The following is a 26,090-nucleotide window of genomic DNA, read 5'->3' on the forward strand; positions in this document are numbered from 1 at the left end:
AGGAGAAAGACCATGGAAGACCCGAGCAGTCAGGATTTGTTACTGCAATTTGTACTTTTAGTTGTATTGACCTTTTTAAATGCCTTTTTCTCAGCTACAGAAATGGCTATGGTGTCACTAAATCGTGCCCGAGTAGAGCAAAAAGCAGAAGAAGGCGATAAACGCTATATCCGTTTGCTAAAGGTGCTTGAAAACCCTAATCACTTTTTATCAACCATTCAAGTCGGTATTACCTTGATCACAATCTTGTCAGGGGCAAAATTGGCAGATACACTTGGACAAGTAATTGCCTCTTGGATGGGGAATGGAGAAACGGCTTATGCCATTGCAAGTTTCCTCTCTTTGGCATTCTTGACCTACATCTCTATTGTTTTTGGTGAACTCTATCCTAAACGGATTGCCCTCAATCTCAAAGATGCCTTAGCCATCCGCTCTGTTCCGATTATTATTGGACTTGGGAAGATTGTCAGTCCCTTTGTCTGGTTGTTATCTGCTTCAACCAATCTCTTGAGTCGTTTAACACCAATGACCTTTGATGATGCGGATGAAAAAATGACTCGAGATGAAATTGAGTACATGTTGACCAAGAGTGAAGAAACCTTGGATGCAGACGAAATCGAGATGTTACAAGGGATTTTCTCTCTAGATGAACTGATGGCGAGAGAAGTTATGGTTCCTCGGACAGATGCCTTTATGGTGGATATTCAGGATGATAGTCAAACCATTATCCAAAGTATTTTAAAACAGAACTTTTCCCGTATCCCAGTTTATGATGGGGATAAGGACAATGTGATTGGGATTATTCACACCAAGAGTCTTCTTAATGCGGCCTTTGTGGATGGTTTTGACAATATTGTCTGGAAGAGGATCTTACAAGATCCACTCTTTGTCCCGGAAACTATTTTTGTGGATGACTTGCTAAAAGAATTGCGAAATACCCAAAGACAAATGGCCATTTTGCTCGATGAATATGGTGGTATGGCTGGACTGGTCACGCTGGAAGACCTGCTGGAGGAGATTGTCGGAGAAATCGACGACGAGACAGACCGAGCAGAAATCGAAGTCCATCAAATCGGTGAGGACACCTATATTGCACAGGGAACCATGAATCTTAACGACTTCAATAACTACTTTGGTGTCGAACTAGAAAGCGATGATGTGGATACCATCGCAGGCTACTATCTAACTGGAGTAGGAACCATTCCAACAACTGAGAAAATCAGTTACCAACTGGTCAGTCAAAACAAACAAATCGTTCTGACCAACGATAAGGTGAAAAATGGACGTGTTACCAAGGTAAAAGTTCAAATCACAGAACTAGAACCTGAAGAAGAAACAGAATAAAGCAGTGACTCAAGTCACTGCTTTTTGTAAATCTAGCTAGATGGTAGGTTCAGTTGTCCCCACTTATTAGGAATAATAAAAAAGCCCGGTTTTACGAGCTTTTCATTTGGTTAATTCCTGTTAATTCAGGTACTGAAAGGCGGTAGACGGATTTGAACCGACGATCAAGCTTTTGCAGAGCCGTGCCTTACCACTTGGCTATACCGCCTCAACGTTTATTATTATACCTTGAAAATCATTTCCCGTCAATAGTTTCTTATTCTAAAATACAATTTAAGAAAACAGATGATGATCGAAGAAGTGAGAAAAAGCTTGTAAAAATCCCATTCTAAAGAGGGTCAGACTAGAAAGTATTTCTTGCAGAAACAAATAAAGAATACAAGAATTTTGACAAATAGAAGTTTTTTGAGGAAATGCGCCTAAATATTCTGAAAATTCGTTTACTTTTTAAAAAATATATGTTATAATTTCCAGTAAGCCTAAATTTTTCAAAAGGAGTTAAAAACATGAAAAAAAGTAGAGTATTTGTTGCAGCAGGAGTTGCTTTATTAGCGGCAGGAGTACTAGCTGCTTGCGGTTCTTCAAAATCATCTGATTCAACAGCACCAAAAAATTATGGCTATGTTTATTCAGCTGACCCAGAAACGTTGGATTACCTCATTTCAGGGAAACAAAGTACTAAGATTGCTACTTCAAACGGTATCGATGGTCTCTTCACAAATGACAAGTATGGGAATCTAGTTCCTGCAGTTGCAGAAGACTGGTCCGTTTCAAAAGACGGTTTGACTTATACCTACAAGATTCGTAAAGGAGTCAAATGGTTCACATCTGACGGAGAAGAGTATGCTGAAGTGACAGCCAAAGACTTTGTGAATGGTTTGAAACACGCAGCTGATAAAAAATCAGAAGCAATTTACCTAGCAGAAAATTCTGTTAAAGGATTGTCTGATTATTTAGCAGGTAATACAAAAGACTTTTCTTCAGTAGGTGTGAAAGCAGTTGATGATTATACTCTTGAGTATACTTTGAACCAACCAGAACCATACTGGAACTCTAAGATGGCCTACTCAATCTTCTGGCCATTGAACGAAGAATTTGAAAAATCAAAAGGGGCTGACTTTGCTAAAGCGACTGACCCTACATCATTGCTTTACAATGGACCATTCTTACTGAAAGGTTTGACTGCTAAGTCTTCTATTGAGTTCGCTAAGAATGAAAATTACTGGGACAAAGATAATGTTCACATTGATAAAGTAACCCTTGCTTTCTATGATGGGTCAGACCAAGAATCAATTGAACGTAACTTTACAAGTGGAGCTTATAGCTATGCCCGTCTCTTCCCAACAAGTTCAAACTACTCTAAGGTAGAAGAAACCTACAAGGAAAATATCTTCTACACCCCATCAGGACCTGGTATTGGTGGTTTGGGTGTGAATATTGACCGCCAAGGTTACAAATACACTTCTAAGACAACTGACGAAGAGAAGACTTCAACTAAGAAAGCACTTCTTAACAAGGACTTCCGTCAGGCCTTGAACTTTGCCTTTGACCGTACGTCTTACTCAGCTCAAGTAAATGGTAAAGAAGGTGCTCCTCGTGCCGTTCGTAACCTCTTTGTAAAACCTGACTTTGTCTCTGCAGGTGAAAAAACTTTTGGTGACTTGGTAACTGAAAAGATGGCTGCTTACGGTGATGAGTGGAAGAATGTAAACTTTGCGGATGGTCAAGATGGACTCTTCAACGCCGATAAAGCCAAAGCTGAATTTGCCAAAGCCAAAACAGCATTGGAAGCAGAAGGTGTAAAATTCCCTATCCATTTGGATGTTCCAGTAGACCAAACAGCTAAAAACTATATCGCACGTATTCAATCCTTCAAACAATCCGTTGAAACAGTGCTTGGAGAAGGCAATGTAGTCATCGATATCCAACAAGTTTCTAAAGATGAGTTTACTAATATTACCTACTATGCGGCGAATGCAGCAGCAGAAGACTGGGATCTCTCAGGTGCCGTTGGATGGAACCCTGACTATGAAGATCCATCAACTTACCTTGATATCTTGAAGACAACGAATGTTGAACAAACAAAAACATACATGGGTTACGAAGGTGCAGATAATGCTGCAGCAGCTCAAGTTGGTTTGAAAGAATACGATAAGCTAGTTGATGAAGCTGCTAAAGAAACAAGCGACTTGAATGTTCGTTATGAAAAATACGCGGCTGCTCAAGCTTGGTTGACAGATAGCTCACTCATCTTGCCAGCTATGTCATCAACTGGTGCTGCACCATTCATTTCTCGTGTTGTGCCATTCTCTGCATCATATAGCCAATCTGGAGATAAAGGCTCAGATGTATACTTCAAGTATATTCAGTTACAAGATAAGGTTGTAACAAAAGCTGACTATGAACAAGCTCGTGAAAAATGGCTCAAAGAGAAAAAAGAATCAAACGAAAAAGTTCAAAAAGAATTGGCTAATCACGTTAAATAAATAACTCTCAAGAGAACTTTCTCTCCATGAGGAGAAGGTTCTTTTGGGATTTTAAAAGGAAACGATATGAAGAAATATATTTTTATGCGTGTATTGCGTTCATTGTTGTCAATTTTCTTGGTGACAACTTTGACTTACACAATTATTTATACGATGGTTCCTCGAAAATTGATTTTCAAGCAGGATACCAACTATAACAAGATTGCAACGACGCCGGACAAGCGGGATAATTATGAAAATACCGTTTATGAACGGATGGGCTATATCGAGTACTACGATACCAAAGAGTTGCAAGAAAGAGCGAGCACGATGGACTCATCTGTAACAGTAGATGCAAATGATACCAACAAAGCAATCTACGAAAAATACATTAACCAACTAGGAAATGGTTGGACGCTAGGTGTATTCTCAGAAAGTGGTCAATTCTATGCTACGCGTGAAATACCGATTTTTGAACGTGTTTTCAAATTCTATGCCAACTTGATTGATATTGATCATACAAACAAGATTCAAGACCCTGAAAATCCAAACTTGCAGCGTTATCTTCGTTTTGAAAATGACCCTGCTATCGGTTGGTCATTGGTTGGTTCAGGTACAAAACATAAATACCTTTTGTATTTCAACAATCAATTCCCATTTGTACACCAAAACTTTGTGAACATCAACTTGGGTGATTCTTATCCAACTTATTCAAACACACCAGTGCTTCAGGTTATCACACAAGGTCAGGGACAAACGAAGACATCAGAAGTTCAATTCCCTACAGGTAAAAAGACTTCATCTGTAGATATTTACTCTCGTACTTACAAATCTCCAAGTCAAGCAGACGCGCGTGAGGTAGCCAACTATGGTAAAGACGATCCATATACAGCTACAGAAAGCAATTACCAATACCCATCAATGATTGCAAGTTCAGCGGTTGCTGGTTTGATCGGTTTGATTATTTCTTATGCGATTGCCATTCCACTTGGATCTGCTATGGCTCGCCACAAAAATACTTGGATTGACAGCTTCTCGACAGGTGCTCTAACCTTCTTACTTGCCCTTCCAACGATTGCCTTGGTTTACATCGTGCGCTTGATTGGATCATCTATCGGTCTGCCAGACTCATTCCCTATCTTGGGGGCTGGAGATTGGCGTTCTTATGTTCTGCCAGCAGTTATTCTAGGTTTGTTGGGTGCGCCAAGTACAGCTATTTGGATTCGTCGTTACATGATCGACTTGCAATCTCAAGACTTTGTACGTTTTGCTCGCGCCAAAGGTTTGTCTGAAAAAGAAATTTCAAATAAACACATCTTTAAAAATGCCATGGTTCCTTTGGTTTCAGGTATTCCTGGTGCCGTAATCGGAGTTATAGGTGGTGCAACATTGACAGAAACAGTCTTCGCCTTCCCAGGTATGGGTAAAATGTTGATCGACTCTGTTAAGGCATCCAACAACTCAATGGTAGTTGGTCTCGTCTTCATCTTCACATGTATTTCTATCTTCTCACTCTTTGTAGGAGATATCTGGATGACCATGCTTGACCCACGTATTAAATTGACAGAGAAAGGAGGCAAATAATGTCAACTATCGATAAAGAAAAATTTCAGTTCGTAAAACGTGACGATTTTGCCTCTGAAACAATTGACGCCCCTGCCTATTCATACTGGGGTTCTGTATTTAGACAGTTTCTAAAGAAAAAATCAACAGTCATTATGTTGGGGATTTTGGTTGCCATTATCTTGATGAGCTTTATTTACCCAATGTTCTCAGATTTTGACTTCAACGATGTAAGTAAGGTCAATGACTTCTCTGCTCGTTTTATCAAACCCAATGCTGAACATTGGTTTGGTACAGATAGCAATGGTAAATCCTTGTTTGACGGGGTTTGGTTTGGTGCGCGTAATTCAATTCTTATCTCTGTAATTGCCACTTTTATCAATCTTGTGATCGGGGTTATTGTTGGTGGGATTTGGGGAATTTCAAAATCCGTTGACCGTATCATGATGGAAGTTTATAACATTATTTCAAACATTCCATCTCTCTTGATTGTCATTGTCTTGACTTACTCAATTGGTGCTGGTTTCTGGAATTTGATTTTTGCCATGAGTGTGACAACTTGGATTGGGATTGCTTATATGATTCGTATCCAAATCATGCGTTACCGTGACTTGGAATACAACCTTGCTTCTCAAACCCTTGGAACACCAACCTTTAAAATCATCGTTAAAAACATCATGCCGCAATTGGTATCTGTTATTGTTTCTACGATGACCTTGATGTTGCCAAGCTTCATCTCTTATGAAGCCTTCCTTTCCTTCTTTGGATTGGGATTACCTGTAACAGTGCCAAGTTTGGGACGTTTGATCTCAGATTACTCACAAAACGTTACGACCAACGCTTACTTGTTCTGGATTCCGTTGACAACCTTGATCTTGGTATCCCTATCTCTTTTTGTTGTTGGTCAAAACCTAGCGGATGCTAGTGATCCACGTACACATAGATAGGAGTAGACATGACAAAAGAAAGTAATGTAATTTTGACTGCTCGTGATATTGTCGTGGAATTTGACGTTCGTGATAAAGTTCTGACGGCTATCCGAGGAGTTTCTCTGGACCTGATTGAAGGGGAAGTTCTTGCCCTAGTAGGTGAGTCAGGTTCTGGTAAATCTGTATTAACAAAAACCTTTACAGGGATGTTAGAAGACAATGGACGTATTGCCCAAGGAAGTATTGACTATCGTGGGCAAGACTTGACAGCTCTTACTTCTAACAAGGAATGGGAGAAGATTCGTGGTGCTAAAATTGCAACCATCTTCCAAGATCCTATGACAAGTTTGGACCCAATCAATACAATTGGTAGCCAAATCACTGAAGTTATCGTTAAACACCAAGGAAAAACAGCCAAGGAAGCCAAAGAGATGGCAATCGACTATATGAACAAGGTCGGAATTCCAGATGCTGAAAAACGTTATGACGAGTATCCTTTCCAGTATTCTGGAGGAATGCGTCAACGGATTGTTATCGCAATTGCCCTTGCATGTCGTCCAGATATCTTAATCTGTGACGAGCCGACAACGGCCCTTGATGTAACCATTCAAGCGCAAATCATTGATTTGCTTAAAACCTTGCAAAATGAGTACCACTTTACCATTATCTTTATCACCCATGACCTTGGTGTGGTAGCAAGTATTGCAGATAAGGTAGCGGTTATGTATGCTGGTGAAATTGTAGAATACGGAACTGTCGAGGAAGTCTTCTACGACCCACGTCATCCATATACTTGGAGTCTCTTGTCTAGCTTGCCTCAGCTTGCTGATGATAAAGGGGAATTGTACTCTATCCCAGGAACGCCACCGTCTCTTTATACTGAGTTGAAAGGTGATGCCTTTGCCCTTCGTTCAGATTATGCGATGCAAATTGACTTTGAACAGAAAGCACCACAGTTTTCAGTTACTGATACCCACTGGGCTAAGACTTGGTTGCTTCATGAGAATGCTCCTAAAGTTGAAAAACCTGGAGTCATTGCAGATTTGCATGACAAGATTCGTGATAAAATGGGCTTTGCTCATCTAGAAGACTAGGAGGAAGGAAATGTCTGAAAAATTAGTAGAAATTAAAGATTTAGAAATTTCCTTCGGTGAAGGAAGTAAGAAGTTTGTTGCGGTTAAAAACGCCAACTTCTTTATCAACAAGGGAGAAACCTTCTCTCTTGTAGGTGAGTCTGGTAGTGGGAAAACAACGATTGGTCGTGCCATTATTGGTCTAAATAATACCAGTAAAGGTGAGATTATCTTTGATGGCCAGAAAATCAATGGGAAAAAATCTCATAAGGAATCAGCAGACTTAATCCGTCGTATTCAGATGATTTTCCAGGATCCTGCAGCCAGCTTGAATGAGCGTGCGACAGTTAACTATATCATCTCTGAAGGTCTTTACAACTACCACTTGTTTAAGGATGAAGAAGATAGAAAAGAAAAAGTTCAAAAGATGATCCATGAAGTTGGGCTTTTGAAAGAACACCTGACCCGTTATCCACACGAGTTTTCTGGTGGTCAACGTCAGCGTATCGGAATTGCCCGTGCCCTTGTGATGGAACCTGATTTCGTTATTGCGGATGAGCCAATTTCAGCCTTGGACGTATCAGTGCGTGCGCAAGTCTTGAACTTGCTCAAGAAGTTCCAAAAAGAGTTGGGCTTGACTTATCTCTTTATCGCGCATGACTTGTCAGTTGTTCGCTTTATCTCAGATCGTATCGCAGTTATCTATAAGGGAGTTATCGTCGAAGTTGCGGAGACAGAGGAGTTGTTTAACAATCCTGTCCACCCATATACTCAGGCGCTTCTATCTGCTGTACCAATTCCAGATCCAATCTTGGAACGCAAGAAAGTCTTGAAAGTTTACGATCCTGACCAACATGACTATGAGACAGACAAACCATCTATGGTAGAAATTCGTCCAGGTCACTATGTTTGGGCTAATCAAGCAGAACTTGCTCGATACAAAGAAGCTCTTAAAAAATAATTAGAGTAGGAGAGGACCGAAAGGTCTTCTCATTTTTAATAGAAAAATTCCCCTTTTACTATCTTGTAAAAGGGGAATTGTATTATAATTAACGTTTAGACCAGGTGCGTTTCATAAAGAGTAGTAAAATTGGGTAAATCTCTAGGCGGCCTGCAATCATTGCAAAAGAGAGCAGGATTTTAGAGATGGGACTGAAGATGGCAAAGCTCGATGTTGTACCTAGAATTGGGCCGATATTGTTAAAGCAGCTGAATACCGCACTGGTCACGACTAGAAAATCATTGCTGTCTAGGCTGATGATAAAGATGAGTGACAATAAAATCATAGCATAGATCACGAAATATTTGAGAATCTTGTGTTGGGTATCCTTATCAATCACTGTTTTATTGACATGGAGAGTCAAGACACGGTGAGGGGATAAGATGGACAAAATTTGATTTTTAGCAATTTTTGTGAGGATCAGTCCACGGATAATTTTGAGACCACCTGCAGTTGACCCAGCTGAGCCACCGATTGCCATGAGGAAGAGGAGGATAAACTGGGAGAAGAGGGGCCAGTTGGTAATATCTCCGTAACCAAATCCAGTTGTCGTGATGATATTGGACACTTGGAAGAGAGCCATCTCAAAACTCTTAGAGACACTTTGGTAAAGGTGGAGGGTGTTGAGGGTGATCAAGCCGGTAGACACCAGAACAATAATGACATAAGCCCGCAGTTCTTCATCTCCAAAGAAGGCCTTGACCCGACGGAGCATGAGGAAGTAATACAGGTTAAAATTGACACCGAAAACCAGAACGCCAAAACTGACAAGATAGGTAATCAGGGAACTGCCGTAGTGGGCGATTCCATCGTTGTAAACGGTGAATCCCCCCGTTCCCGCTGTTCCCATAGCGATAACAAAGCTATCAAACAAGGGCATACCGGCTAGATAGTAGATGACAACAAAGAGGGAGAAGAGCCCGAGGTAAAGGAGATAGAGGATCTGGGCAGTATTTTTCAGTTTGGATACAACCTTACCAAAGACAGGACCAGGGACTTCTGCTTTCATCACCTCTAAGTGACTATTCTTAGCATTGTCCATAATAGCAAGTGCGAAAACAAGCACCCCCATCCCTCCGATCAAGTGGGTGAAACTTCGCCAGAAGAGGAGGGAACGACTGAGAACGGAAACATCTGTTAGGATAGTAGCACCAGTCGTTGTAAAACCAGAGCTGATCTCGAAAAATGCATCGATGATGCTGGGGATTTGTCCTGAAAAGACAAAGGGTAAGCCACCAAAGAAAGACCAGAGTATCCAACAGAGGGCAACGATTAAGACACCCTCCTTGGCATAAATCCGTTGATTTTTTGGTTTTCTTAGGACTCCCACCCCACCGAGAAGGACTAAAATTCCAATCGTAGTAAAAAGAGCTGTAAATACTTGGCTGGACTCTCGGTAATAGGTCGCTACGCTGACAGGAACTAGGAGGAGAACAGCCTCGATCAAGAGAAGTTTGGAGAGGAGGTAACGAATCATACTTTTATTCATTTCTTACCTCTCAATCAAATCATAAATTTTGGTGATGTTTGGTAGCAGGGTGGTTACCAGTAATTGGTCTCCGACCTCCAGTGTATCCTCTCCGGTCGGGAAGATTGTTTTTCCTTTTCGAATAATGGCTGCGATGAGAATACCCTTCTTCAATTTCAGATGAGAAAGAGGCTTGGCAGTCATTTTATTAGCTTCCTTGATATGGAATTGTAGGGTTTCAATCTGGCCGTTTGCAAGATGGTGCATGGCTTGAAGGTCTGAGTATTGGGCATTAACCCGACCTCGGATAAAGTGCATAATGGTATCCACTGCGATAATTTTTGGGGTGATGATACTTGAAAAATCAGGTGCATGGATAATTTCTAGGAGACTGGTCCGGTTGACCTTGGTGATATTCTTATGGACGCCAACACGGTCAAGAAACATAGAAGTGATGATATTTTCCTCATCAACTCCAGTCAAGGTTGCGACTGCATCATAGTGGGGAGCACTTTCTTCCAGCAAAATGTCTTTTGCAGTTCCATCTCCTTGGACAATATAGAGATTGGGGAACTTTTCACTAAAGAAACGAGCTCTTTCAGGATTTATTTCGATAACCTTGGTGTCAATCCGACTGTCTTTCAAGATACCGACGAGATAGTAGGCAATTTTTCCTGCTCCGATAATCAGAAAACTCTTAACAGTCCGAGCTTTAAAATGATTGTGCAGGCGCATCATATCGACCCGATTTCCTGTAACAAAGATGCGATCCTTATCTTGAAGGGTCATTTCACCACCTGGAATGATCAACTCATGGTTGCGCTCCAAAGCACACACAATCACATCAAACTTTTTCCGAAATTCTGAAATGGGCATCTGGCAAAGACCGCTAGCATCTTTGACAACAAACTCCATCAAGCTAACCCGACCTCCAGCAAATCGTTCGACAGAGAGGGCATTAGGGAAATCAATGATATTTGAGATCGCACGCGCTGCCAGGAGCTCTGGATTAACAATAAGTGAAAATCCAAGAATATTTTTCTCTTTAAAATAGGCATTAGAGTATTCAGGATTTCGCACCCGAACGATGGTTTCTTTAGCACCCATTTTTTTAGCAAGTACCGCTGAAATCATATTCACTTCATCGTGTTCGGTTAGGGCGATAAAGATATCGCACTCTTGGACACCGGCTTGCTCTAAGATGGCAAAGTCAGCACCATTTCCAAGGAGACCTATGATATCAAAGCGACTGACAATGTGATTGAGGACAGCCTCATCTTGTTCGATGAGGACAACGTCATGGTTTTCTGCAACCAGTGAACGACAGAGGGCGAAACCAACTTTCCCTCCACCAACAAGGACAATTTTCATATAAAAAACCTACTTTTTCATGATGTAACTATCATACCCTTTTTTAACAAAAAATGCACTTGCTAAGGCAATTTTTAGGGGAAGAAAGGCTTTTTTAAGTTTTGAAGATACATTTGCTTAACTTCTATAACAATGTCTCGGTTTTGAAGTGATTTGGCTCTTTTACCATATCTTTTCAGAAAGGGAATAACCGAACATGAAAATATCATCCAAAAAAGTAAAAAAATCAAGACATTTCTATTGACAATGATTCTGAAAGTGTTATACTAAGGAAGTAGTTTCGCTGATTTACTTCAAACCTGTTGTGAGGTAAGTTAACGACGCCTTAACCACGCTGTTTGCTGAGCTTGACTCCGGGCAGTGTGGCTATTTTTTTGCAATGATAAAAGGAAACCGTCATGACAAATCACATTGTATTATTCGAGCCTCAGATTCCACAAAATACAGGTAACATTGCGCGTACTTGCGCTGCGACCAATTCTCCCCTCCATATCATTAAACCAATGGGCTTTCCCATTGATGATCGCAAGATGAAACGGGCTGGTTTGGATTACTGGGATAAGCTTGAGATTCATTTTTATGATAACTTGGCAGACTTTATGTCTCAGATGAAAGGACAAGTCTATCTGATTTCGAAATTTGCAGAAAAGGTCTATTCTGAGGCAAATTTGGCAAGTGGTGAAGATCAGTATTTTCTCTTCGGACGTGAAGACAAGGGGTTACCAGAGGACTTTATGCGTGAACATCCAGAGCAAGCTCTCCGTATCCCTATGAATGATGAGCATGTTCGCAGCCTCAATGTTTCCAATACCGTCTGCATGATTGTCTATGAGGCTCTTCGTCAGCAAAACTTTGCAGGTCTTGAGCTTGTTCATACCTATGAAGCAGATAAATTGAAATAAACAAAATGTTTGCACTTGCAAGCGTTTTTTGTTATAATTAAAGGGTCTTCAGGGCTGGGTGTGATTCCCGACCGGCGGTGACTTTAACTAGCTATTTTGGCCTACTCTTCTTTGTCTTGTCTCGATATATTCAAGTATTATCTTCGACTGCGACGCCTAGATTAATCCAAAATATCTTAGTTTAAGAAGTCCGCGAGCGCAAGCTGATGTGGTGCGATTCCACAACCGACAGTATAGTCTGGATGGGAGAAGACGAAAGAATAGCTTTGTCTGTTCTTATGTGTTTATAGATGAATTGAAACCGCTTGCTCAACAGAGTGAGGGGGAACTTTTTGGATATAAAAAGTGAGAATAGATAGAGGGATTCTTTCCAACTTCTTCTGATTTTATAGAAAATTGGAGGAACCTGTTATGACAAACACACGTCGACTTTCGACCATTGCGATTTTATCAGCCATTTCATTTGTGCTGATGTACTTTGACTTTCCGCTCTTGCCAGCGGCGACCTTCCTCAAGATTGAGTTTAGTATTTTGCCAGTCCTTGTGGGCTTGGTGGTGATGGATTTGCCAGCTGCTCTAGGGATTCTCTTGCTGCGATCACTCTTGAAGTTGCTTCTCAATAGCCAGGGAGTGAATACTTATATTGGGTTGCCAATGAATATTGTAGCCTTGGGAGTTTTTGTTATCGCATTTGGTTTGATTTGGAAAAAGGAACGTAGCACCCTTCGTTTTCTACTAGCATCTCTAGCGGGAACTGTCGGCTTGACTGTGGCAATGTTGCTTCTCAACTATGTCTATGCTGTTCCTTTGTACGCGAAGTTTGCCAACTTTGATATTGGAAAAATTTTGGGACTTTCCAACTACCTCATGACTATGGTATTACCTTTTAACTTGATTGAGGGTGTAATCTTTGCCGTTTCATTCTGGTTGTTATACATCCTCTTGAAACCAACCTTAAAACATTATGAGAGATAAACAATCATTTTTAATGAAGGGCAGTTTTGCCCTTTTACTTTTCGTCCTTCTTGGCTATATGGTTAAGTTTTACCCCGAAACTCTGGTCGGTTTTGACCAACCGCTTCAGACTGCCCTTCGTGGGGACTTGCCAGATTATTTGACAGTTCTATTCCGTGCGCTTACGCATTTGATTGATATCCCAGTGATCATCACCTGGGTTGCCATTGCAGCCTTTATCTTTTATCGTAAGAAGTGGAAGATAGAAAGCTACTTCATGACGGGCAATCTAGCCTTAGCTGGTCTTTTAATCGCGACCTTTAAAAATATTTACCAGCGCCCACGACCAGCTATCTTACATTTAGTCGAGGAGAAGGGATTTTCCTTCCCAAGTGGCCATTCTCTGGCAGTGACGCTGATGGTAGGGACTTTGATTGTCATCCTCAGTCAACGGATTAAAGATCCGGTTTGGAGAAAAATTGTGCAAATCGTCCTTGGATTCTACCTAGTCAGTGTGCTACTATCTCGGGTCTATCTGGGAGTTCACTACCCATCAGATGTTCTTGCCAGTTTCTGTGTGGGTTTGGGAGTCTTATTTATCGAATTTCCCTTCTATGACAAACTTCGCTTCCAATGGAGATTTAAAGGCAAGCAGAAGTGAGATAGGTCTTGCAAGAATGGTAAAAATCTGATAAACTAAGTAGTAATTGAATAGGAATCCGCAAGACTAGTAACTCAAGGGAAGTACATCAGGGAGGAGAGCCGTGACTGCAAGCTCTCTATATGAAAGCTGGGTGAATTCACTTGCGCATGGATTTGGAAATGAAGGTCTGACTTGTCAGATGAAAACGGATGGTACCGCGTGTCAACGCTCCGATTGGAGTTTTTGGTATGTGGTTTTCTTTTTATCTGAAAACGACTGATGGAGGAATTATGTCAACTATTGAAGAACAATTAAAAGCGCTTCGTGAAGAAACGCTGGCTAGCTTGAAGCAGATTTCTGCTGAAAATGAAAAAGAGATGCAAGACTTGCGTGTCTCTGTCCTTGGTAAAAAAGGGTCGCTTACTGAAATCCTCAAAGGGATGAAAGATGTCTCTGCCGAGATGCGTCCAATCATCGGGAAATACGTCAATGAAGCGCGTGATGTCTTGACAGCTGCCTTCGAAGAAACAGCTAAGCTCTTGGAAGAAAAGAAAGTAGAAGCTCAACTTGCTAGTGAGAGCATTGATGTGACTCTTCCAGGTCGCCCAGTTGCGACAGGTCACCGTCACGTTCTCACTCAAACTAGTGAAGAAATCGAAGATATCTTCATCGGGATGGGTTATCAAGTCGTGGATGGCTTTGAAGTAGAGCAAGACTACTACAACTTTGAACGTATGAACCTTCCGAAAGATCACCCAGCCCGCGATATGCAGGATACTTTCTACATTACAGAAGAAATCTTGCTTCGTACTCACACGTCTCCGGTTCAGGCGCGTGCCATGGATGCCCATGATTTTTCAAAGGGTCCTTTGAAGATGATTTCGCCAGGTCGTGTGTTCCGTCGTGATACGGATGATGCGACCCACAGTCACCAATTCCACCAAATCGAAGGCTTGGTTGTTGGGAAAAACATCTCTATGGCAGACCTTCAAGGAACGCTTCAATTGATCGTTCAAAAAATGTTTGGTGAAGAGCGTCAGATCCGTTTGCGTCCATCTTATTTCCCATTCACAGAGCCATCTGTTGAGGTGGATGTTTCCTGCTTCAAGTGTGGTGGAGAAGGCTGTAACGTATGTAAGAAAACAGGTTGGATTGAGATTATGGGTGCCGGTATGGTTCACCCACGTGTCCTTGAGATGAGTGGAATCGATGCGACTGTTTACTCTGGATTTGCGTTTGGTCTAGGACAAGAGCGTGTAGCTATGCTCCGTTACGGAATCAACGATATCCGTGGATTCTACCAAGGAGATGTCCGCTTCTCAGAACAGTTTAAATAAGATTGAAACCTGAAAAAACGTCCTATACAGTCGTTCTCGTTTTCACATAGTTTAGAAATTGAAACGACTGACTCGAAGAAAAAGAAAGGAATTGAAAAGGTCTTACTCGGTGGGATCTTACAATCAGAATTATGTTTGTATCTTATAAATGGTTAAAAGAATTGGTGGACATTGATGTACCATCACAAGAGTTGGCTGAAAAAATGTCAACTACAGGGATTGAGGTAGAAGGTGTGGAATCACCGGCTGCTGGTCTCTCAAAAATTGTCGTCGGTGAGGTGCTTTCTTGCGAAGATGTGCCAGAAACTCACCTCCATGTTTGTCAGGTTAACGTTGGCGAAGAAGAAGCCCGTCAAATCGTCTGTGGTGCCCCAAATGTGTGTGCTGGCATCAAGGTCATGGTGGCTCTTCCAGGAGCTCGCATCGCTGACAACTACAAGATTAAAAAAGGGAAAATCCGTGGTTTAGAGTCTCTCGGAATGATTTGTTCACTTGGTGAATTAGGTATTTCGGACTCAGTTGTGCCAAAGGAATTCGCAGATGGTATCCAAATTTTGCCTCAAGATGCTATTCCTGGGGACGAAGTCTTTTCTTACCTAGACTTGGATGATGAAATCATCGAACTTTCCATCACTCCAAACCGTGCAGACGCTCTTTCTATGCGTGGGGTAGCTCACGAAGTAGCAGCCATCTATGACAAGGCAGTTAGCTTTAAGGAATTCAGTTTAACAGAAACAAATGAAAGTGCAGCAGATGCTCTTTCTGTAGGGATTGAAACAGATAAGGCGCCATACTATGCGGCCCGTATCTTGGACAATGTGACCATCGCACCAAGTCCACAGTGGTTGCAAAATCTTCTTATGAACGAAGGCATCCGTCCGATTAACAATGTGGTCGACGTGACCAACTATATCTTGCTTTACTTTGGTCAACCTATGCATGCTTTTGACTTGGATACCTTTGAAGGGACTGACATCCGTGTACGTGAAGCGCGTGCTGGTGAAAAGTTGGTGACCTTGGACGGTGAAGAACGTGACTTGGAAACAAATGACCTAATTATCACTGTCGCAGACAAGCCAGTTGCCCTTGCAGGTGTTATGGGCGGTCAAGCAACAGAAATCTCTGAAAATTCTAGTCGTGTCGTCCTTGAAGCTGCTGTTTTCAATGGAAAATCCATCCGTAAGACTAGCGGTCGTCTTAATCTGCGTTCAGAATCATCTTCGCGCTTTGAAAAGGGAATCAACGTGGCAACAGTCAATGAAGCCCTTGATGCGGCAGCTAGTATGATTGCAGAACTTGCAGGTGCGACGGTGCGCAAAGGCATCGTTTCAGCTGGGGAACTTGACACATCAGACGTAGAAGTTTCTTCAACTCTTGCAGACGTCAATCGTGTCCTTGGAACTGAGCTTTCTTATGCTGATGTAGAAGACGTTTTCCGTCGTCTTGGCTTTGGGCTTTCTGGAAATGCGGAAGCCTTCACTGTCAGCGTCCCACGTCGTCGTTGGGATATCACTATCGAAGCAGACCTCTTTGAAGAAATCGCTCGTATCTATGGATATGACCGTTTGCCAACCAGTCTTCCAAAAGACGATGGTACAGCAGGTGAATTGACAGCGACACAGAAACTCCGTCGTCAAGTTCGTACCATTGCTGAAGGAGCAGGACTGACTGAAATCATCACCTACGCTCTGACTACTCCTGAGAAAGCAGTTGAGTTTACGGCTCAACCAAGTAAGCTGACAGAACTCATGTGGCCTATGACAGTGGATCGCTCCGTTCTCCGTCAAAATATGGTTTCTGGTATCCTAGATACCGTTGCCTACAATGTGGCTCGTAAGAACAAAAACTTGGCTCTTTATGAGATTGGAAAAGTCTTTGAACAAACAGGCAATTCAAAAGAAGATTTACCAAATGAAATCAACAGTTTTGCCTTTGCCTTGACAGGCTTGGTTGCAGAAAAAGACTTCCAAACAGCAGCAGTTCCAGTTGATTTCTTCTATGCTAAGGGAATCCTTGAAGCCCTCTTTGCTCGCTTGGGACTAGAAGTGGCTTATACAGCAACAGCTGAGATTGCAAGCCTCCACCCAGGACGTACGGCCGTGATTTCACTCGGCGACCAAATTCTTGGTTTCCTCGGGCAAGTACATCCAGTCACTGCCAAGGCTTACGATATCCCAGAAACTTATGTAGCGGAGCTCAACCTTTCCGCCATCGAAGCAGCGCTTCAGCCAGCTGCTCCATTTGTGGAAATCACGAAATTCCCAGCAGTTAGCCGTGATATTGCCCTTCTTCTCAAGGCAGAAATTAGCCATCAAGAAGTTGTAGACGCAATTCAAGCTGCAGGCGTGAAACGTTTGACAGATATCAAACTCTTCGACGTCTTCTCAGGTGAAAAACTGGGACTTGGTATGAAGTCAATGGCCTATAGCCTAACTTTCCAAAATCCAGAAGATAGCTTGACGGACGAAGAAGTAGCACGTTACATGGAAAAAATCCAAACTTCTCTCGAAGAAAAAGTCCATGCAGAAGTACGTTAAATTTTCAATCCATCCTTCGGGGTGGGTTTTGAAATTCTTAAAATGCTAGTTCAGGAATAAAAAGCGACAGTTGAGGAAAAAGTCCTCCCAGATAGTCTTTAATGAGTTATACTAAAGCTATCACTGGAGCTCTTTAAAAGCCTTAAATTTGGTAGATTTTTACTATAAAAAATCACGATAAAAATGGATACAAATGATTGTAAAGGCTATCAAAAAGGAGTATAATAAGTGCAACATATTTCGGAGGTGGAAGATGCTAGAAGTAAGAAATCTAGAGAAAAGTTTCGGATCCAAGCAAGTCTTGTTTGGTGTCGATTTTCAGGCAAGTCCAGGACGAATTCTAGGGCTGGTCGGGAAAAATGGTGCTGGGAAAACAACGATTTTCCACAGCATTTTGAAATTTTTGGAGTACCAAGGAGAGATCAGTCTGGATGGGCAGGAGATTCGTCAGGAAACCTACGCTCGAATTGGCTATCTGCCTGAGGAACGCAGCCTCATGCCCAAGTTGACAGTCCTTGAACAAGTTCGCTACTTGGCGACTCTAAAGGGCATGGATGCCAATGAGGTCAAGGAAAAACTCCCTCAATGGATGGAAAGACTTGAAGTGAAGGGCAAATTGACCGACAAAATCAAGAGTCTTTCTAAAGGGAATCAACAGAAAATTCAGCTGATTATCACCCTAATCCATGAGCCAGACTTGATTATCCTGGATGAGCCTTTTAGTGGTTTGGATCCAGTCAATACCGAGTTGCTCAAACAGGTCATCTTGAAAGAGAAAGAGCGCGGTGCAATCATTATCTTTTCTGACCATGTCATGACCAATGTTGAGGAACTTTGCGATGATATCCTGATGATTCGTGATGGACGTGTAGTCTTGCATGGACCAGTTCAGGATGTTCGCAATCAATACGGGAAAACACGTCTCTTTGTTTCAAGTGAACAAAGCAAGGAAGAATTGGAAAAACTTCCTCACGTCAAACAGGTGAGCTTGACCAAGCAAGGCAGTTGGAAATTGATCCTAGATGATGAGAGCGCTGGAAGGGAACTCTTTCCAATCCTCACTCAAGGTCAATATATTGCGACCTTTGACCAACAAGCTCCAACAATCGATGAAATCTTTAAACTAGAATCAGGGGTGGAAGTATGAGAAATATGTGGGTTGTAATGAAGGAAACCTATCTTCGGCATGTCAAGTCGTGGAGTTTCTTCTTTATGGTGATTTCGCCGTTCCTCTTTTTAGCCTTATCTGTAGGAATTGGCTATCTCCAAGGGTCTTCTATGGCCAAGAATAGCAAGATAGCAGTAGTAACAACTGTGCCATCTGTGGAAGAAGGGCTCAAGGGTACCAATGGTATCAACTTTGATTATAAGGATGAAGCCAGTGCCCAAGCTGCTATCAAGGATGAAAAAATCAAGGGTTACCTAACTATTGATCAAGAGGATAGTGTCATCAAAGCCGTTTACCATGGTGAAACTTCTCTTGAAACAGGCATCAAGCTAGCAGTAACCAATAAACTCAATGAGCTTCAATACCAACTCAATCGCTCGGCAGCCAATTTGTCCCAAGAGCAGGAAAAGCGCCTGAGTCAAACCGTTGACTTTACTGAGAAGATTGATGAATCTAAGGAAAACAAAAAAATTGTTCAAACCATTGCGGCCGCAGGGCTTGGTTTCTTCCTTTATATGATTTTGATTACCTATGCTAGTGTCACTGCTCAGGAAGTAGCTAGCGAGAAAGGAACCAAAATTATGGAGGTGGTCTTCTCTAGTATCCGAGCTAGTCATTATTTCTACGCTCGTATGCTGGCTCTACTTCTTGTGATTTTGACTCATATTGGCATTTACGTCGTGGGTGGGCTGGCTGCCATTCTGCTCTTTAAAGACCTACCAATCTTGGCACAATCTGGTATTTTAAACCATATAGGAGAGGCCTTCTCGCTCAATACCTTATTGTTTGTCTTGGTTAGCCTCTTTATGTATGTAGTTTTGGCAGCCTTCCTTGGTTCCATGGTTACTCGTCCTGAAGATGCCGGTAAGGCCTTGTCGCCATTGATGATCTTGATTATAGCAGGCTTTATGGGGGTAACAGCCTTGGGCGCTGCAGGAGACAATTTGGTTTTGAAAATTGGGTCTTACATTCCCTTTATTTCGACCTTCTTTATGCCATTTAGAGCCATCAATGGTTATGCAAGTGATTTAGAAGCTTGGATTTCACTAGCGATTACAGTCGTTTTTGCGGTGACTGCAACAGCCTTTATCGGACGCATGTATGCCAGCCTAGTCCTTCAGACAGATGACTTAGGTCTATGGAAAAGCTTCAAACGTGCCTTAGCTTACAAATAGCAATAGAAACCTCGTTTTCACGAGGTTTTTGTGATATTTTAAAGGTTAAATAGGGAAAATTATTTTTCATATCTATTGACTTTTAGTAGTAAAATTTGGTATGATAGTAGACGGTATTGTTTACCCCATTTGTAAGGCCCCGGAACCTTTCAAATACCCCGCGGACCGGAACATCCGCCCAGTAAACAAAAACGATATTCATATAGGAGAAATCATGAACAAAACTACATTCATGGCTAAACCAGGCCAAGTAGAACGCAAATGGTACGTTGTTGACGCAACTGATGTACCTCTTGGACGCCTTTCAGCAGTTGTTGCTAGCGTACTTCGCGGAAAAAACAAACCAACATTCACACCACACACTGATACAGGTGACTTCGTAATCGTTATCAATGCTGAAAAAGTTAAATTGACTGGTAAAAAAGCAACTGATAAGATCTACTACACTCACTCAAACCACCCAGGTGGATTGAAACAAATCTCTGCTGGTGAACTTCGTTCTAAAAATGCAGTACGTTTGATCGAAAAATCAGTTAAAGGTATGCTTCCACACAATACTCTTGGCCGCGCTCAAGGTATGAAATTGAAAGTATTCGTTGGAGCTGAGCACACTCACGCTGCACAACAACCAGAAGTTCTTGATATTTCAGGACTTATCTAAGGAAAGGAACAATAAAGTATGTCACAAGCACAATATGCAGGTACTGGACGTCGTAAAAACGCTGTTGCACGCGTTCGCCTTGTTCCAGGAACTGGTAAAATCACTGTTAACAAAAAAGATGTTGAAGAGTACATCCCACACGCTGACCTTCGTCTTGTAATCAACCAACCATTCGCAGTTACTTCAACTGTAGGTTCATACGACGTTTTCGTTAACGTTGTAGGTGGTGGATACGCTGGTCAATCAGGAGCTATCCGTCATGGTATCGCTCGTGCCCTTCTTCAAGTAGACCCAGACTTCCGCGATTCATTGAAACGCGCAGGACTTCTTACACGTGACTCACGTAAAGTTGAGCGTAAGAAGCCAGGTCTTAAGAAAGCTCGTAAAGCATCACAATTCTCAAAACGTTAATCAATACGATTATATCAACGTTTCAAAGCACTCAAGAGTTTACCTCATGGGTGCTTTTTTATGTTTTTTGAAAAAGTTCACCTCAAAGTTTACCTTATTTTCACCTTATTGTTTTAGAGATTTTAAGGCAAATTCACCGACTGCCATAGGGACTATATTAGAAGTATTGACATAAATCTGTGTTGTACCTGTGTCGCTATGTGTCAGAGCTTCAGAAATGGCTTCTAAGCTCATTCCCGCTTGTTTAGTAAATGTTAATTCGAGAGAATTACTATACTTGCAAAGAACACCTTTCGGGTGTTTTTTTATGTTTCCTGCCATGGAGTGTTTGTTTTTCTCATCTTCTCACGGCATTGCCCATGTGGTATAATGGGATAAGGATTGTTCCTCGTTTCAGACGAGTTTATGGATTTCAGGATAAGTTAGCAGGTGAGAAGAGTATTTCTGTCAGCCTCCTATACACCTGTTAACAGCTATCCACGATAAAAGGAGATTGTAGATTGGTTTTATTAGTATTAGGGATTTTGGTTTTGCTCATTCTAATCTTAAAACGAAAACTGAAAACTGCTAAAAAATCTGAAGGAAAGGCCCAGAAAAGAAATTGGCTATTAATAGGTTGCTTATCCATAGTGATTCCAATGGTAATCTTCACAGTGTTCACTCCGATTTTTTCTCTAATGGATATGTGGGGGCTGTTTGCCCATGCAAGTCGAACTGAGATTGAGCAAGCTGTGCATCGTTCTTATCAAAATTACGGTCTTACAGGACAGTTTGAGTTAGAAAAATACGAGAAAAACTATACAAGTGTGGGAGGATTTATAATCCATGGTAGCTACAGTGAAAATATAGCTGGAAAAACCTATCAGGTTAAAACTAGATTTAAATACTATACTCGCTTTTCGAAAAGTGAAACATATGGAAAGACAGATGCAGAGGTTGATTACAAAAATGGTAAAAAAATTTATGATGTTTTCCCAGAATTAGCCTATTTAGGGATTGAGGTTAGTCCAGGCACCAGTGAATTTTTAAAAACACTGGACAGTTCAATCAAAGATCCTAAACTGCCTGATTTGAAGTACCAAGGTATTGGTTTTGAATTTAATAACCAATCTGATAATATCTATCTTTATAATGAAGTATTAGAGGAAAATCAAAGCAAGGGTCAAGCTCTGCAAGGAATGTACCCAATGGATGCTCAATATCTTTTCCAAAAAGAGATTTTTATACCGACATTTGAATTTCAATATTTCGTTCCAAAAGAAAAAAGAGATTTCTTGTATGATGACTATCTTAAAGAGCTTGAAAGGCTCATGAAGGAATTTTTTGCCAACCAACCCCTACCACGCGGTCTTTATGCTGTCAAAATTGCTAAGTATAAGGAGGATAAACTTGTCAGTGATAATGGTGTATACTATGTGAGGATTGAAAATCGGCAAGTTGTAAAGCTGTTGCAGAAATTAGAGTAGGAGTTGCTAGGGATAGTTCCGTCTAACAATATTTTTACTAAGAAGAGAAGGGGAGTTTTGTAATGATCAGTTTAGAGTTGTTGTCTGAAGCAAACAGTCTAGATGTCTATTCTTTTGAAAAAGAAAATCGAGAGTATTTTGAGCGAAATTTACCTCCTAGACCAGCTAACTATTTTGATCCAGAAGGTTTTAAAGAAATTACAAGGGAATTGTTAACGGAACAAAGGAATCGGGCTGTCTACATGCATCTAATCAGAGATTCGCAAGGTGTTATGGTCGGAAGAATCAATTTAAGTGTTTTAGAGAATGATCGAACAACAGCAGAGCTTGGGTATAGGATTGGGGAAAATGTTAGCAACTTAGGCTATGCTAGCGAAGCGGTTAGACTTGTTTTAGACAAGGCGTTTCATACTTATGGTTTCAATAGAATCATTGCGGGAACGGCAAGGGATAATCTGGCCTCTCAGAGAGTGCTTTTAAAAAATGGCTTCACCTTTAGTAGGATGATAGAAAATGACTTACAAATTCATAATGAGTGGGTCCATACAGCAGTATTTGAGATAAGGAGACCATGATATCATCAATTCCAGTCTATTGAAAAGGTTAATGGAGTTATAATCTTTCCATACATTCAAGAATTTTCTCTGGGATGTTTTTTTGTTTAGAATCTCTGGGTATGTCTGTTAAAATTTGATTTTCCCAGTGGACAATCGACCGCTTTTTTTATATAATAAAACTAAACCAGATTGGTTGAGTTTTGGGAATGTAAGCTCAATCATCAATTGATCTTTCTAAGGGAGATAATGTCCATTAAAGCATCACACTAGGAGGTGAATCATGTACCAACCAGAAAAACTCAAAGCTCGGAGGAAAGAGCTAAAACTGACACAAAAAGAGATTGCAGAGCAACTGGGGATTAGTTTTCAGGCTTATTCGGCTTGGGAACGCGGGGTTAAGGAACCGTCCCAGGAGAAGGTTGCTCAGCTGGAGAAGATTTTAAAAGTCGCAAAAGGCTATTTCACCCAGATCGAGATTGTTCGTCTCTACAATAGCCTCTCTAAGCAAGGGAAAGAAAAGGTTGTGCTCTATGCTCGCAACCTAGCTCAAGAGGAACAAGCCCAGAAGGTTGCGGATATGTCAAAACGACTCTACGAATATCGTGTCTATGAACGCATGTCAGCAGGGATTGGGGCTTCGGTCTATGATGATCGGAATTTTGATACGGTTTACTTTAATGAGGAACTAGCCCACGATTTTGCTTCCTGGGTGGCTGGGGACTCCATGGAACCTAAATATCAAAATGGTTCCGTGGCTTTGATTCGAGAGACCGGATTTGACTATGACGGGGCAGTTTATGCAGTGGTTTGTAACAACCAGACCTATATCAAACGGGTCTATCGGGAGGAAGATGGCTTGCGTCTGGTCTCTATCAATCCTAAATACAAGGATATTTTCATCTCCTATGAGGAAGATCCTCGGATTGTGGGGATTATCGTTGGGAATTTTGTGCCAATGGAGGGCTAGCCTATGGGCTATTTTGATTATTCCAGAGAGCCCAAAAGTGATATTGCCTTTGTCGATATGAAATCTTTTTATGCCAGTGTTGAGTGTGTGAAAAGAGGCTTGCATCCGCTGAAGACCTCGCTTTGTGTCATGAGTCGCGCGGATAATTCAACTGGTCTTATCCTAGCCTCCTCTCCCATGTTTAAGAAGATTTTTGGCAAGTCAAATGTTGGCCGGGCCTATGATCTGCCTTTTGATATCAAAACGCGCAAATTTTCCTATTACAATGCTCGAAAGCAAGGCTTGCCTACTGACTTAGACTATGTTCGCTACATCGAAGATTGGGCCCAAGTCACCTTGATTGTCCCTCCTCGGATGGACGAGTACATCGCAGTCAATATGGAAATCCAGCGAATCTTTCAAAATTATGGCAGTCCAGATGATATTTATCCCTACTCTATTGATGAAGGTTTTATTGATCTGACTAGTTCGCTCAACTATTTTATCCCAGACAAGAATCTCTCTCGCAAAGACAAGCTGGATCTGCTTTCTGCCCGCATCCAGAGGGATATTTGGAGGCAGACAGGGATCTACTCTACGGTGGGGATGTCCAATGCCAATCCCTTACTGGCCAAGTTGGCTCTGGATAATGAGGCCAAGCACACCCCGACCATGAGGGCCAATTGGTCTTACCAGGATGTGGAAGAGAAGGTCTGGGCCATTCCCAAGATGACGGATTTTTGGGGGATTGGCAGGCGGATGGAGAAACGCTTGCATGCTCTGGGGATTTTTACCATCAAGGAATTGGCAACCAGCAATCCCGACCAATTAAAGAAAGCTCTGGGTCAGGCTGGCCTGCGTTTGTGGTTTCATGCTAATGGGATTGATGAGAGCAATGTTCATAAGCCCTATAAAGCCAAGTCCCAAGGCTTGGGAAATTCTCAAATCTTGCCGAGAGACTACGTGAAGCTACGGGATATTGAAATTATTCTCCGAGAAATGGCAGAGCAGGTGGCTATTAGATTGAGAAGGGCGGGAAAGAAAACAACCCTTGTCTCTATTTATGTTGGTTTCTCTAAAGAGGAGGTTAGGCCGTCTATTCACACACAAATGAAGGTCGAACCGACCAATAATACAGCTATCTTAACGGATTATGTTTTGAACTTATTTCATAACAAATACACTTCTGGGGCGGTCAGAAGTGTCGGAGTCAACTATTCAGGATTTGTGGACGAGTCCTTTGGTTTGATCTCTCTCTTTGATGATGTTGACAAGTTAGAAAAAGAAGAAAGGCTCCAGACGGCTATTGACTCCATCCGGGAACAATTTGGCTTCACTTCTCTCTTAAAGGCCAATGCACTGGAAGAAGCCTCTAGGAGTCTTGCCAGAAGCAAGCTGATTGGGGGGCATTCTGCTGGAGGATTAGACGGATTACAATGATTGATCGTTCTTATTTACCTTTTCAATCTGCGCGAGACTACCAAGATCCAGGCATGCAGAAGTGGATGGGCTTTTTCCTCTCAGAGCATACCAGCTCGCTTGGTGACGAAAAAAATCGTGTTGATTTTTCGACGAATTTGAATTCAGTTGAGAAGCTACTCTTGCTTTCTCAGCTTTATGTTGGTCAATTGAAGGGATGTTTTGTTGTCAAGGAAAGAAAGCAAAAAACGACAATCATCGGTGAGGTGAGCGAATTATCACCTCAAACTCTATCTATTAGGACAAACGAGGGATATAGACTGATAGAGCTTACAGACATCCTCGAAATTCGACTGTGGGAGGAGGGAGTGTATGACTAGAAAAGAGCTGTATGAAAACAAACTGCAGATGAATTATTTTTCAGATAGTTATATCCGCTTTGAAGAGGATTTCCAAAAATACTCTGCCATGAATGTTCCCTTGACTTTTTTGATCGATGATATCCTACGAACCATGGCAATGAATCAGAAAAACTACTTTGTTTTAAACAAGGAAAATGCCAAGGATGGGCGGGAGCATCGCTTTTATTTTAGGGTAGTGACAGAAAAAGAGTGCCCTAGAAATCGAACCTATGCATATGCTGGAGTCGAGAATACTGACCAACAGCTCTATTTTGGTTGAAAGGATACGTTTAAAAAGAA

At 41.6% G+C, this 26,090-nt stretch carries 23 protein-coding genes, 1 tRNA gene, 1 pseudogene and 1 riboswitch; of the genes and pseudogenes, 21 read left to right on the forward strand and 4 right to left on the reverse strand.

Annotation, left to right across the window (positions count from 1 at the left end):
- The first annotated feature begins 12 nt into the window (after window positions 1-12).
- On the forward strand, window positions 13-1,344 hold the full coding sequence (locus ACLV7H_RS01515; protein WP_411866174.1) for a hemolysin family protein: 1,332 nt from the start codon (window positions 13-15) through the stop codon (window positions 1,342-1,344).
- A gap of 137 nt (window positions 1,345-1,481) precedes the next feature.
- Here ACLV7H_RS01515 and ACLV7H_RS01520 read toward each other — a convergent pair.
- Window positions 1,482-1,552: transfer RNA gene (locus ACLV7H_RS01520), tRNA-Cys, on the reverse strand.
- A gap of 298 nt (window positions 1,553-1,850) precedes the next feature.
- Here ACLV7H_RS01520 and ACLV7H_RS01525 point away from each other — a divergent pair.
- From ACLV7H_RS01525 to ACLV7H_RS01545, 5 genes are all read left to right on the forward strand, one after another.
- On the forward strand, window positions 1,851-3,830 hold the full coding sequence (locus tag ACLV7H_RS01525; RefSeq protein WP_411866175.1) for a peptide ABC transporter substrate-binding protein: 1,980 nt from the start codon (window positions 1,851-1,853) through the stop codon (window positions 3,828-3,830).
- Between the two features lie 66 nt (window positions 3,831-3,896).
- Entirely contained in the window at window positions 3,897-5,393 is a 1,497-nt protein-coding gene (locus ACLV7H_RS01530; RefSeq protein WP_411866176.1) for an ABC transporter permease, read from the forward strand.
- Window positions 5,393-6,319 carry an oligopeptide ABC transporter permease OppC gene (gene oppC, locus ACLV7H_RS01535; RefSeq protein WP_411866177.1) on the forward strand — a complete coding sequence of 309 codons (927 nt, stop codon included), beginning with the start codon at window positions 5,393-5,395 and terminating at the stop codon, window positions 6,317-6,319. The genes ACLV7H_RS01530 and oppC overlap by 1 nt, the downstream gene beginning before the upstream one ends.
- Window positions 6,320-6,327: 8 nt before the next feature.
- Window positions 6,328-7,395 carry an ABC transporter ATP-binding protein gene (locus ACLV7H_RS01540; protein ID WP_411866178.1) on the forward strand — a complete coding sequence of 356 codons (1,068 nt, stop codon included), beginning with the start codon at window positions 6,328-6,330 and terminating at the stop codon, window positions 7,393-7,395.
- Window positions 7,396-7,405: 10 nt separating this feature from the next.
- Entirely contained in the window at window positions 7,406-8,335 is a 930-nt protein-coding gene (locus ACLV7H_RS01545; protein WP_411866179.1) for an ATP-binding cassette domain-containing protein, read from the forward strand.
- A gap of 88 nt (window positions 8,336-8,423) precedes the next feature.
- On the opposite strand, the gene ACLV7H_RS01550 is transcribed toward ACLV7H_RS01545, so the two are convergent.
- Window positions 8,424-9,863 (reverse strand): TrkH family potassium uptake protein, encoded by a 1,440-nt coding sequence (locus ACLV7H_RS01550; protein WP_411866180.1) that lies wholly within the window; start codon window positions 9,861-9,863, stop codon window positions 8,424-8,426.
- Window positions 9,864-9,866: 3 nt separating this feature from the next.
- Window positions 9,867-11,213, reverse strand: coding sequence for a Trk system potassium transporter TrkA (gene trkA / locus ACLV7H_RS01555; protein ID WP_411866181.1), 1,347 nt, complete (start codon window positions 11,211-11,213; stop codon window positions 9,867-9,869).
- 398 nt (window positions 11,214-11,611) lie between these two features.
- Here trkA and ACLV7H_RS01560 point away from each other — a divergent pair, with 398 nt between their 5' ends.
- The 9 genes from ACLV7H_RS01560 to rpsI all read left to right on the forward strand — a co-directional run bounded on the left by ACLV7H_RS01560 (window position 11,612) and on the right by rpsI (window position 21,001).
- Window positions 11,612-12,115, forward strand: a complete 504-nt coding sequence (locus ACLV7H_RS01560; RefSeq protein WP_411866182.1) for a tRNA (cytidine(34)-2'-O)-methyltransferase — start codon at window positions 11,612-11,614, stop codon at window positions 12,113-12,115.
- Window positions 12,116-12,155: 40 nt separating this feature from the next.
- Window positions 12,156-12,373, forward strand: a riboswitch (FMN riboswitch).
- Window positions 12,374-12,526: 153 nt separating this feature from the next.
- Window positions 12,527-13,090 carry an ECF transporter S component gene (locus tag ACLV7H_RS01565; RefSeq protein WP_045593575.1) on the forward strand — a complete coding sequence of 188 codons (564 nt, stop codon included), beginning with the start codon at window positions 12,527-12,529 and terminating at the stop codon, window positions 13,088-13,090.
- Window positions 13,080-13,730: a phosphatase PAP2 family protein gene (locus ACLV7H_RS01570; RefSeq protein ID WP_045593573.1), complete on the forward strand. Its 651-nt coding sequence runs from the start codon at window positions 13,080-13,082 to the stop codon at window positions 13,728-13,730. Before ACLV7H_RS01565 ends, ACLV7H_RS01570 begins: the two co-directional genes overlap by 11 nt.
- 272 nt (window positions 13,731-14,002) lie before the next feature.
- The gene (pheS, locus tag ACLV7H_RS01575) at window positions 14,003-15,049 is read left to right on the forward strand and encodes a phenylalanine--tRNA ligase subunit alpha (protein ID WP_411866183.1); all 1,047 of its coding nucleotides are present in this window, start codon (window positions 14,003-14,005) and stop codon (window positions 15,047-15,049) included.
- Between the two features lie 131 nt (window positions 15,050-15,180).
- Entirely contained in the window at window positions 15,181-17,586 is a 2,406-nt protein-coding gene (pheT, locus tag ACLV7H_RS01580; RefSeq protein ID WP_411866184.1) for a phenylalanine--tRNA ligase subunit beta, read from the forward strand.
- A gap of 253 nt (window positions 17,587-17,839) precedes the next feature.
- Entirely contained in the window at window positions 17,840-18,733 is an 894-nt protein-coding gene (locus tag ACLV7H_RS01585; RefSeq protein WP_411866185.1) for an ABC transporter ATP-binding protein, read from the forward strand.
- Window positions 18,730-19,929: an ABC transporter permease gene (locus ACLV7H_RS01590; protein ID WP_411866186.1), complete on the forward strand. Its 1,200-nt coding sequence runs from the start codon at window positions 18,730-18,732 to the stop codon at window positions 19,927-19,929. The genes ACLV7H_RS01585 and ACLV7H_RS01590 overlap by 4 nt, the downstream gene beginning before the upstream one ends.
- A 214-nt stretch (window positions 19,930-20,143) precedes the next feature.
- Window positions 20,144-20,590, forward strand: a complete 447-nt coding sequence (gene rplM, locus ACLV7H_RS01595; RefSeq protein ID WP_001044624.1) for a 50S ribosomal protein L13 — start codon at window positions 20,144-20,146, stop codon at window positions 20,588-20,590.
- Between the two features lie 18 nt (window positions 20,591-20,608).
- Entirely contained in the window at window positions 20,609-21,001 is a 393-nt protein-coding gene (gene rpsI / locus ACLV7H_RS01600) for a 30S ribosomal protein S9 (RefSeq protein WP_000075973.1), read from the forward strand.
- Between the two features lie 105 nt (window positions 21,002-21,106).
- Here rpsI and ACLV7H_RS01605 read toward each other — a convergent pair.
- A pseudogene (locus tag ACLV7H_RS01605) lies at window positions 21,107-21,256 on the reverse strand (site-specific integrase); the annotation flags it as partial.
- Between the two features lie 245 nt (window positions 21,257-21,501).
- Here ACLV7H_RS01605 and ACLV7H_RS01610 point away from each other — a divergent pair.
- From ACLV7H_RS01610 to ACLV7H_RS01635, 6 genes are all read left to right on the forward strand, one after another.
- On the forward strand, window positions 21,502-22,467 hold the full coding sequence (locus ACLV7H_RS01610; protein WP_411866187.1) for a hypothetical protein: 966 nt from the start codon (window positions 21,502-21,504) through the stop codon (window positions 22,465-22,467).
- A 62-nt stretch (window positions 22,468-22,529) separates the two neighbouring features.
- Window positions 22,530-23,042, forward strand: a complete 513-nt coding sequence (locus ACLV7H_RS01615) for a GNAT family N-acetyltransferase (RefSeq protein WP_411866188.1) — start codon at window positions 22,530-22,532, stop codon at window positions 23,040-23,042.
- A 262-nt stretch (window positions 23,043-23,304) separates the two neighbouring features.
- The gene (locus tag ACLV7H_RS01620; protein ID WP_411866189.1) at window positions 23,305-23,991 is read left to right on the forward strand and encodes a helix-turn-helix transcriptional regulator; all 687 of its coding nucleotides are present in this window, start codon (window positions 23,305-23,307) and stop codon (window positions 23,989-23,991) included.
- A 3-nt stretch (window positions 23,992-23,994) separates the two neighbouring features.
- The gene (locus tag ACLV7H_RS01625; protein ID WP_411866190.1) at window positions 23,995-25,410 is read left to right on the forward strand and encodes a Y-family DNA polymerase; all 1,416 of its coding nucleotides are present in this window, start codon (window positions 23,995-23,997) and stop codon (window positions 25,408-25,410) included.
- The gene (locus ACLV7H_RS01630; protein WP_411866191.1) at window positions 25,407-25,769 is read left to right on the forward strand and encodes a hypothetical protein; all 363 of its coding nucleotides are present in this window, start codon (window positions 25,407-25,409) and stop codon (window positions 25,767-25,769) included. The genes ACLV7H_RS01625 and ACLV7H_RS01630 overlap by 4 nt, the downstream gene beginning before the upstream one ends.
- Window positions 25,762-26,070, forward strand: coding sequence for a DUF5960 family protein (locus ACLV7H_RS01635; protein WP_411866192.1), 309 nt, complete (start codon window positions 25,762-25,764; stop codon window positions 26,068-26,070). Before ACLV7H_RS01630 ends, ACLV7H_RS01635 begins: the two co-directional genes overlap by 8 nt.
- Window positions 26,071-26,090 lie beyond the last annotated feature (20 nt).

It is taken from the genome of Streptococcus oralis, assembly GCF_965111685.1.
GTDB classification, from domain to species: Bacteria; Bacillota; Bacilli; order Lactobacillales; family Streptococcaceae; genus Streptococcus; species Streptococcus oralis_B.

Excerpts from the sequence above, each read along its gene's own strand:
- ACLV7H_RS01515 (WP_411866174.1), top strand. The coding sequence starts at position 13 with ATGGAAGACCCGAGCAGTCAGGATTTGTTACTGCAATTTGTACTTTTA.
- ACLV7H_RS01525 (WP_411866175.1), top strand. The coding sequence starts at position 1,851 with ATGAAAAAAAGTAGAGTATTTGTTGCAGCAGGAGTTGCTTTATTAGCG.
- ACLV7H_RS01530 (WP_411866176.1), top strand. The coding sequence starts at position 3,897 with ATGAAGAAATATATTTTTATGCGTGTATTGCGTTCATTGTTGTCAATT.
- oppC (WP_411866177.1), top strand. The coding sequence starts at position 5,393 with ATGTCAACTATCGATAAAGAAAAATTTCAGTTCGTAAAACGTGACGAT.
- ACLV7H_RS01540 (WP_411866178.1), top strand. The coding sequence starts at position 6,328 with ATGACAAAAGAAAGTAATGTAATTTTGACTGCTCGTGATATTGTCGTG.
- ACLV7H_RS01545 (WP_411866179.1), top strand. The coding sequence starts at position 7,406 with ATGTCTGAAAAATTAGTAGAAATTAAAGATTTAGAAATTTCCTTCGGT.
- ACLV7H_RS01550 (WP_411866180.1), bottom strand. The coding sequence starts at position 9,863 with ATGAATAAAAGTATGATTCGTTACCTCCTCTCCAAACTTCTCTTGATC.
- trkA (WP_411866181.1), bottom strand. The coding sequence starts at position 11,213 with ATGAAAATTGTCCTTGTTGGTGGAGGGAAAGTTGGTTTCGCCCTCTGT.
- ACLV7H_RS01560 (WP_411866182.1), top strand. The coding sequence starts at position 11,612 with ATGACAAATCACATTGTATTATTCGAGCCTCAGATTCCACAAAATACA.
- ACLV7H_RS01565 (WP_045593575.1), top strand. The coding sequence starts at position 12,527 with ATGACAAACACACGTCGACTTTCGACCATTGCGATTTTATCAGCCATT.
- ACLV7H_RS01570 (WP_045593573.1), top strand. The coding sequence starts at position 13,080 with ATGAGAGATAAACAATCATTTTTAATGAAGGGCAGTTTTGCCCTTTTA.
- pheS (WP_411866183.1), top strand. The coding sequence starts at position 14,003 with ATGTCAACTATTGAAGAACAATTAAAAGCGCTTCGTGAAGAAACGCTG.
- pheT (WP_411866184.1), top strand. The coding sequence starts at position 15,181 with ATGTTTGTATCTTATAAATGGTTAAAAGAATTGGTGGACATTGATGTA.
- ACLV7H_RS01585 (WP_411866185.1), top strand. The coding sequence starts at position 17,840 with ATGCTAGAAGTAAGAAATCTAGAGAAAAGTTTCGGATCCAAGCAAGTC.
- ACLV7H_RS01590 (WP_411866186.1), top strand. The coding sequence starts at position 18,730 with ATGAGAAATATGTGGGTTGTAATGAAGGAAACCTATCTTCGGCATGTC.
- rplM (WP_001044624.1), top strand. The coding sequence starts at position 20,144 with ATGAACAAAACTACATTCATGGCTAAACCAGGCCAAGTAGAACGCAAA.
- rpsI (WP_000075973.1), top strand. The coding sequence starts at position 20,609 with ATGTCACAAGCACAATATGCAGGTACTGGACGTCGTAAAAACGCTGTT.
- ACLV7H_RS01615 (WP_411866188.1), top strand. The coding sequence starts at position 22,530 with ATGATCAGTTTAGAGTTGTTGTCTGAAGCAAACAGTCTAGATGTCTAT.
- ACLV7H_RS01620 (WP_411866189.1), top strand. The coding sequence starts at position 23,305 with ATGTACCAACCAGAAAAACTCAAAGCTCGGAGGAAAGAGCTAAAACTG.
- ACLV7H_RS01625 (WP_411866190.1), top strand. The coding sequence starts at position 23,995 with ATGGGCTATTTTGATTATTCCAGAGAGCCCAAAAGTGATATTGCCTTT.
- ACLV7H_RS01630 (WP_411866191.1), top strand. The coding sequence starts at position 25,407 with ATGATTGATCGTTCTTATTTACCTTTTCAATCTGCGCGAGACTACCAA.
- ACLV7H_RS01635 (WP_411866192.1), top strand. The coding sequence starts at position 25,762 with ATGACTAGAAAAGAGCTGTATGAAAACAAACTGCAGATGAATTATTTT.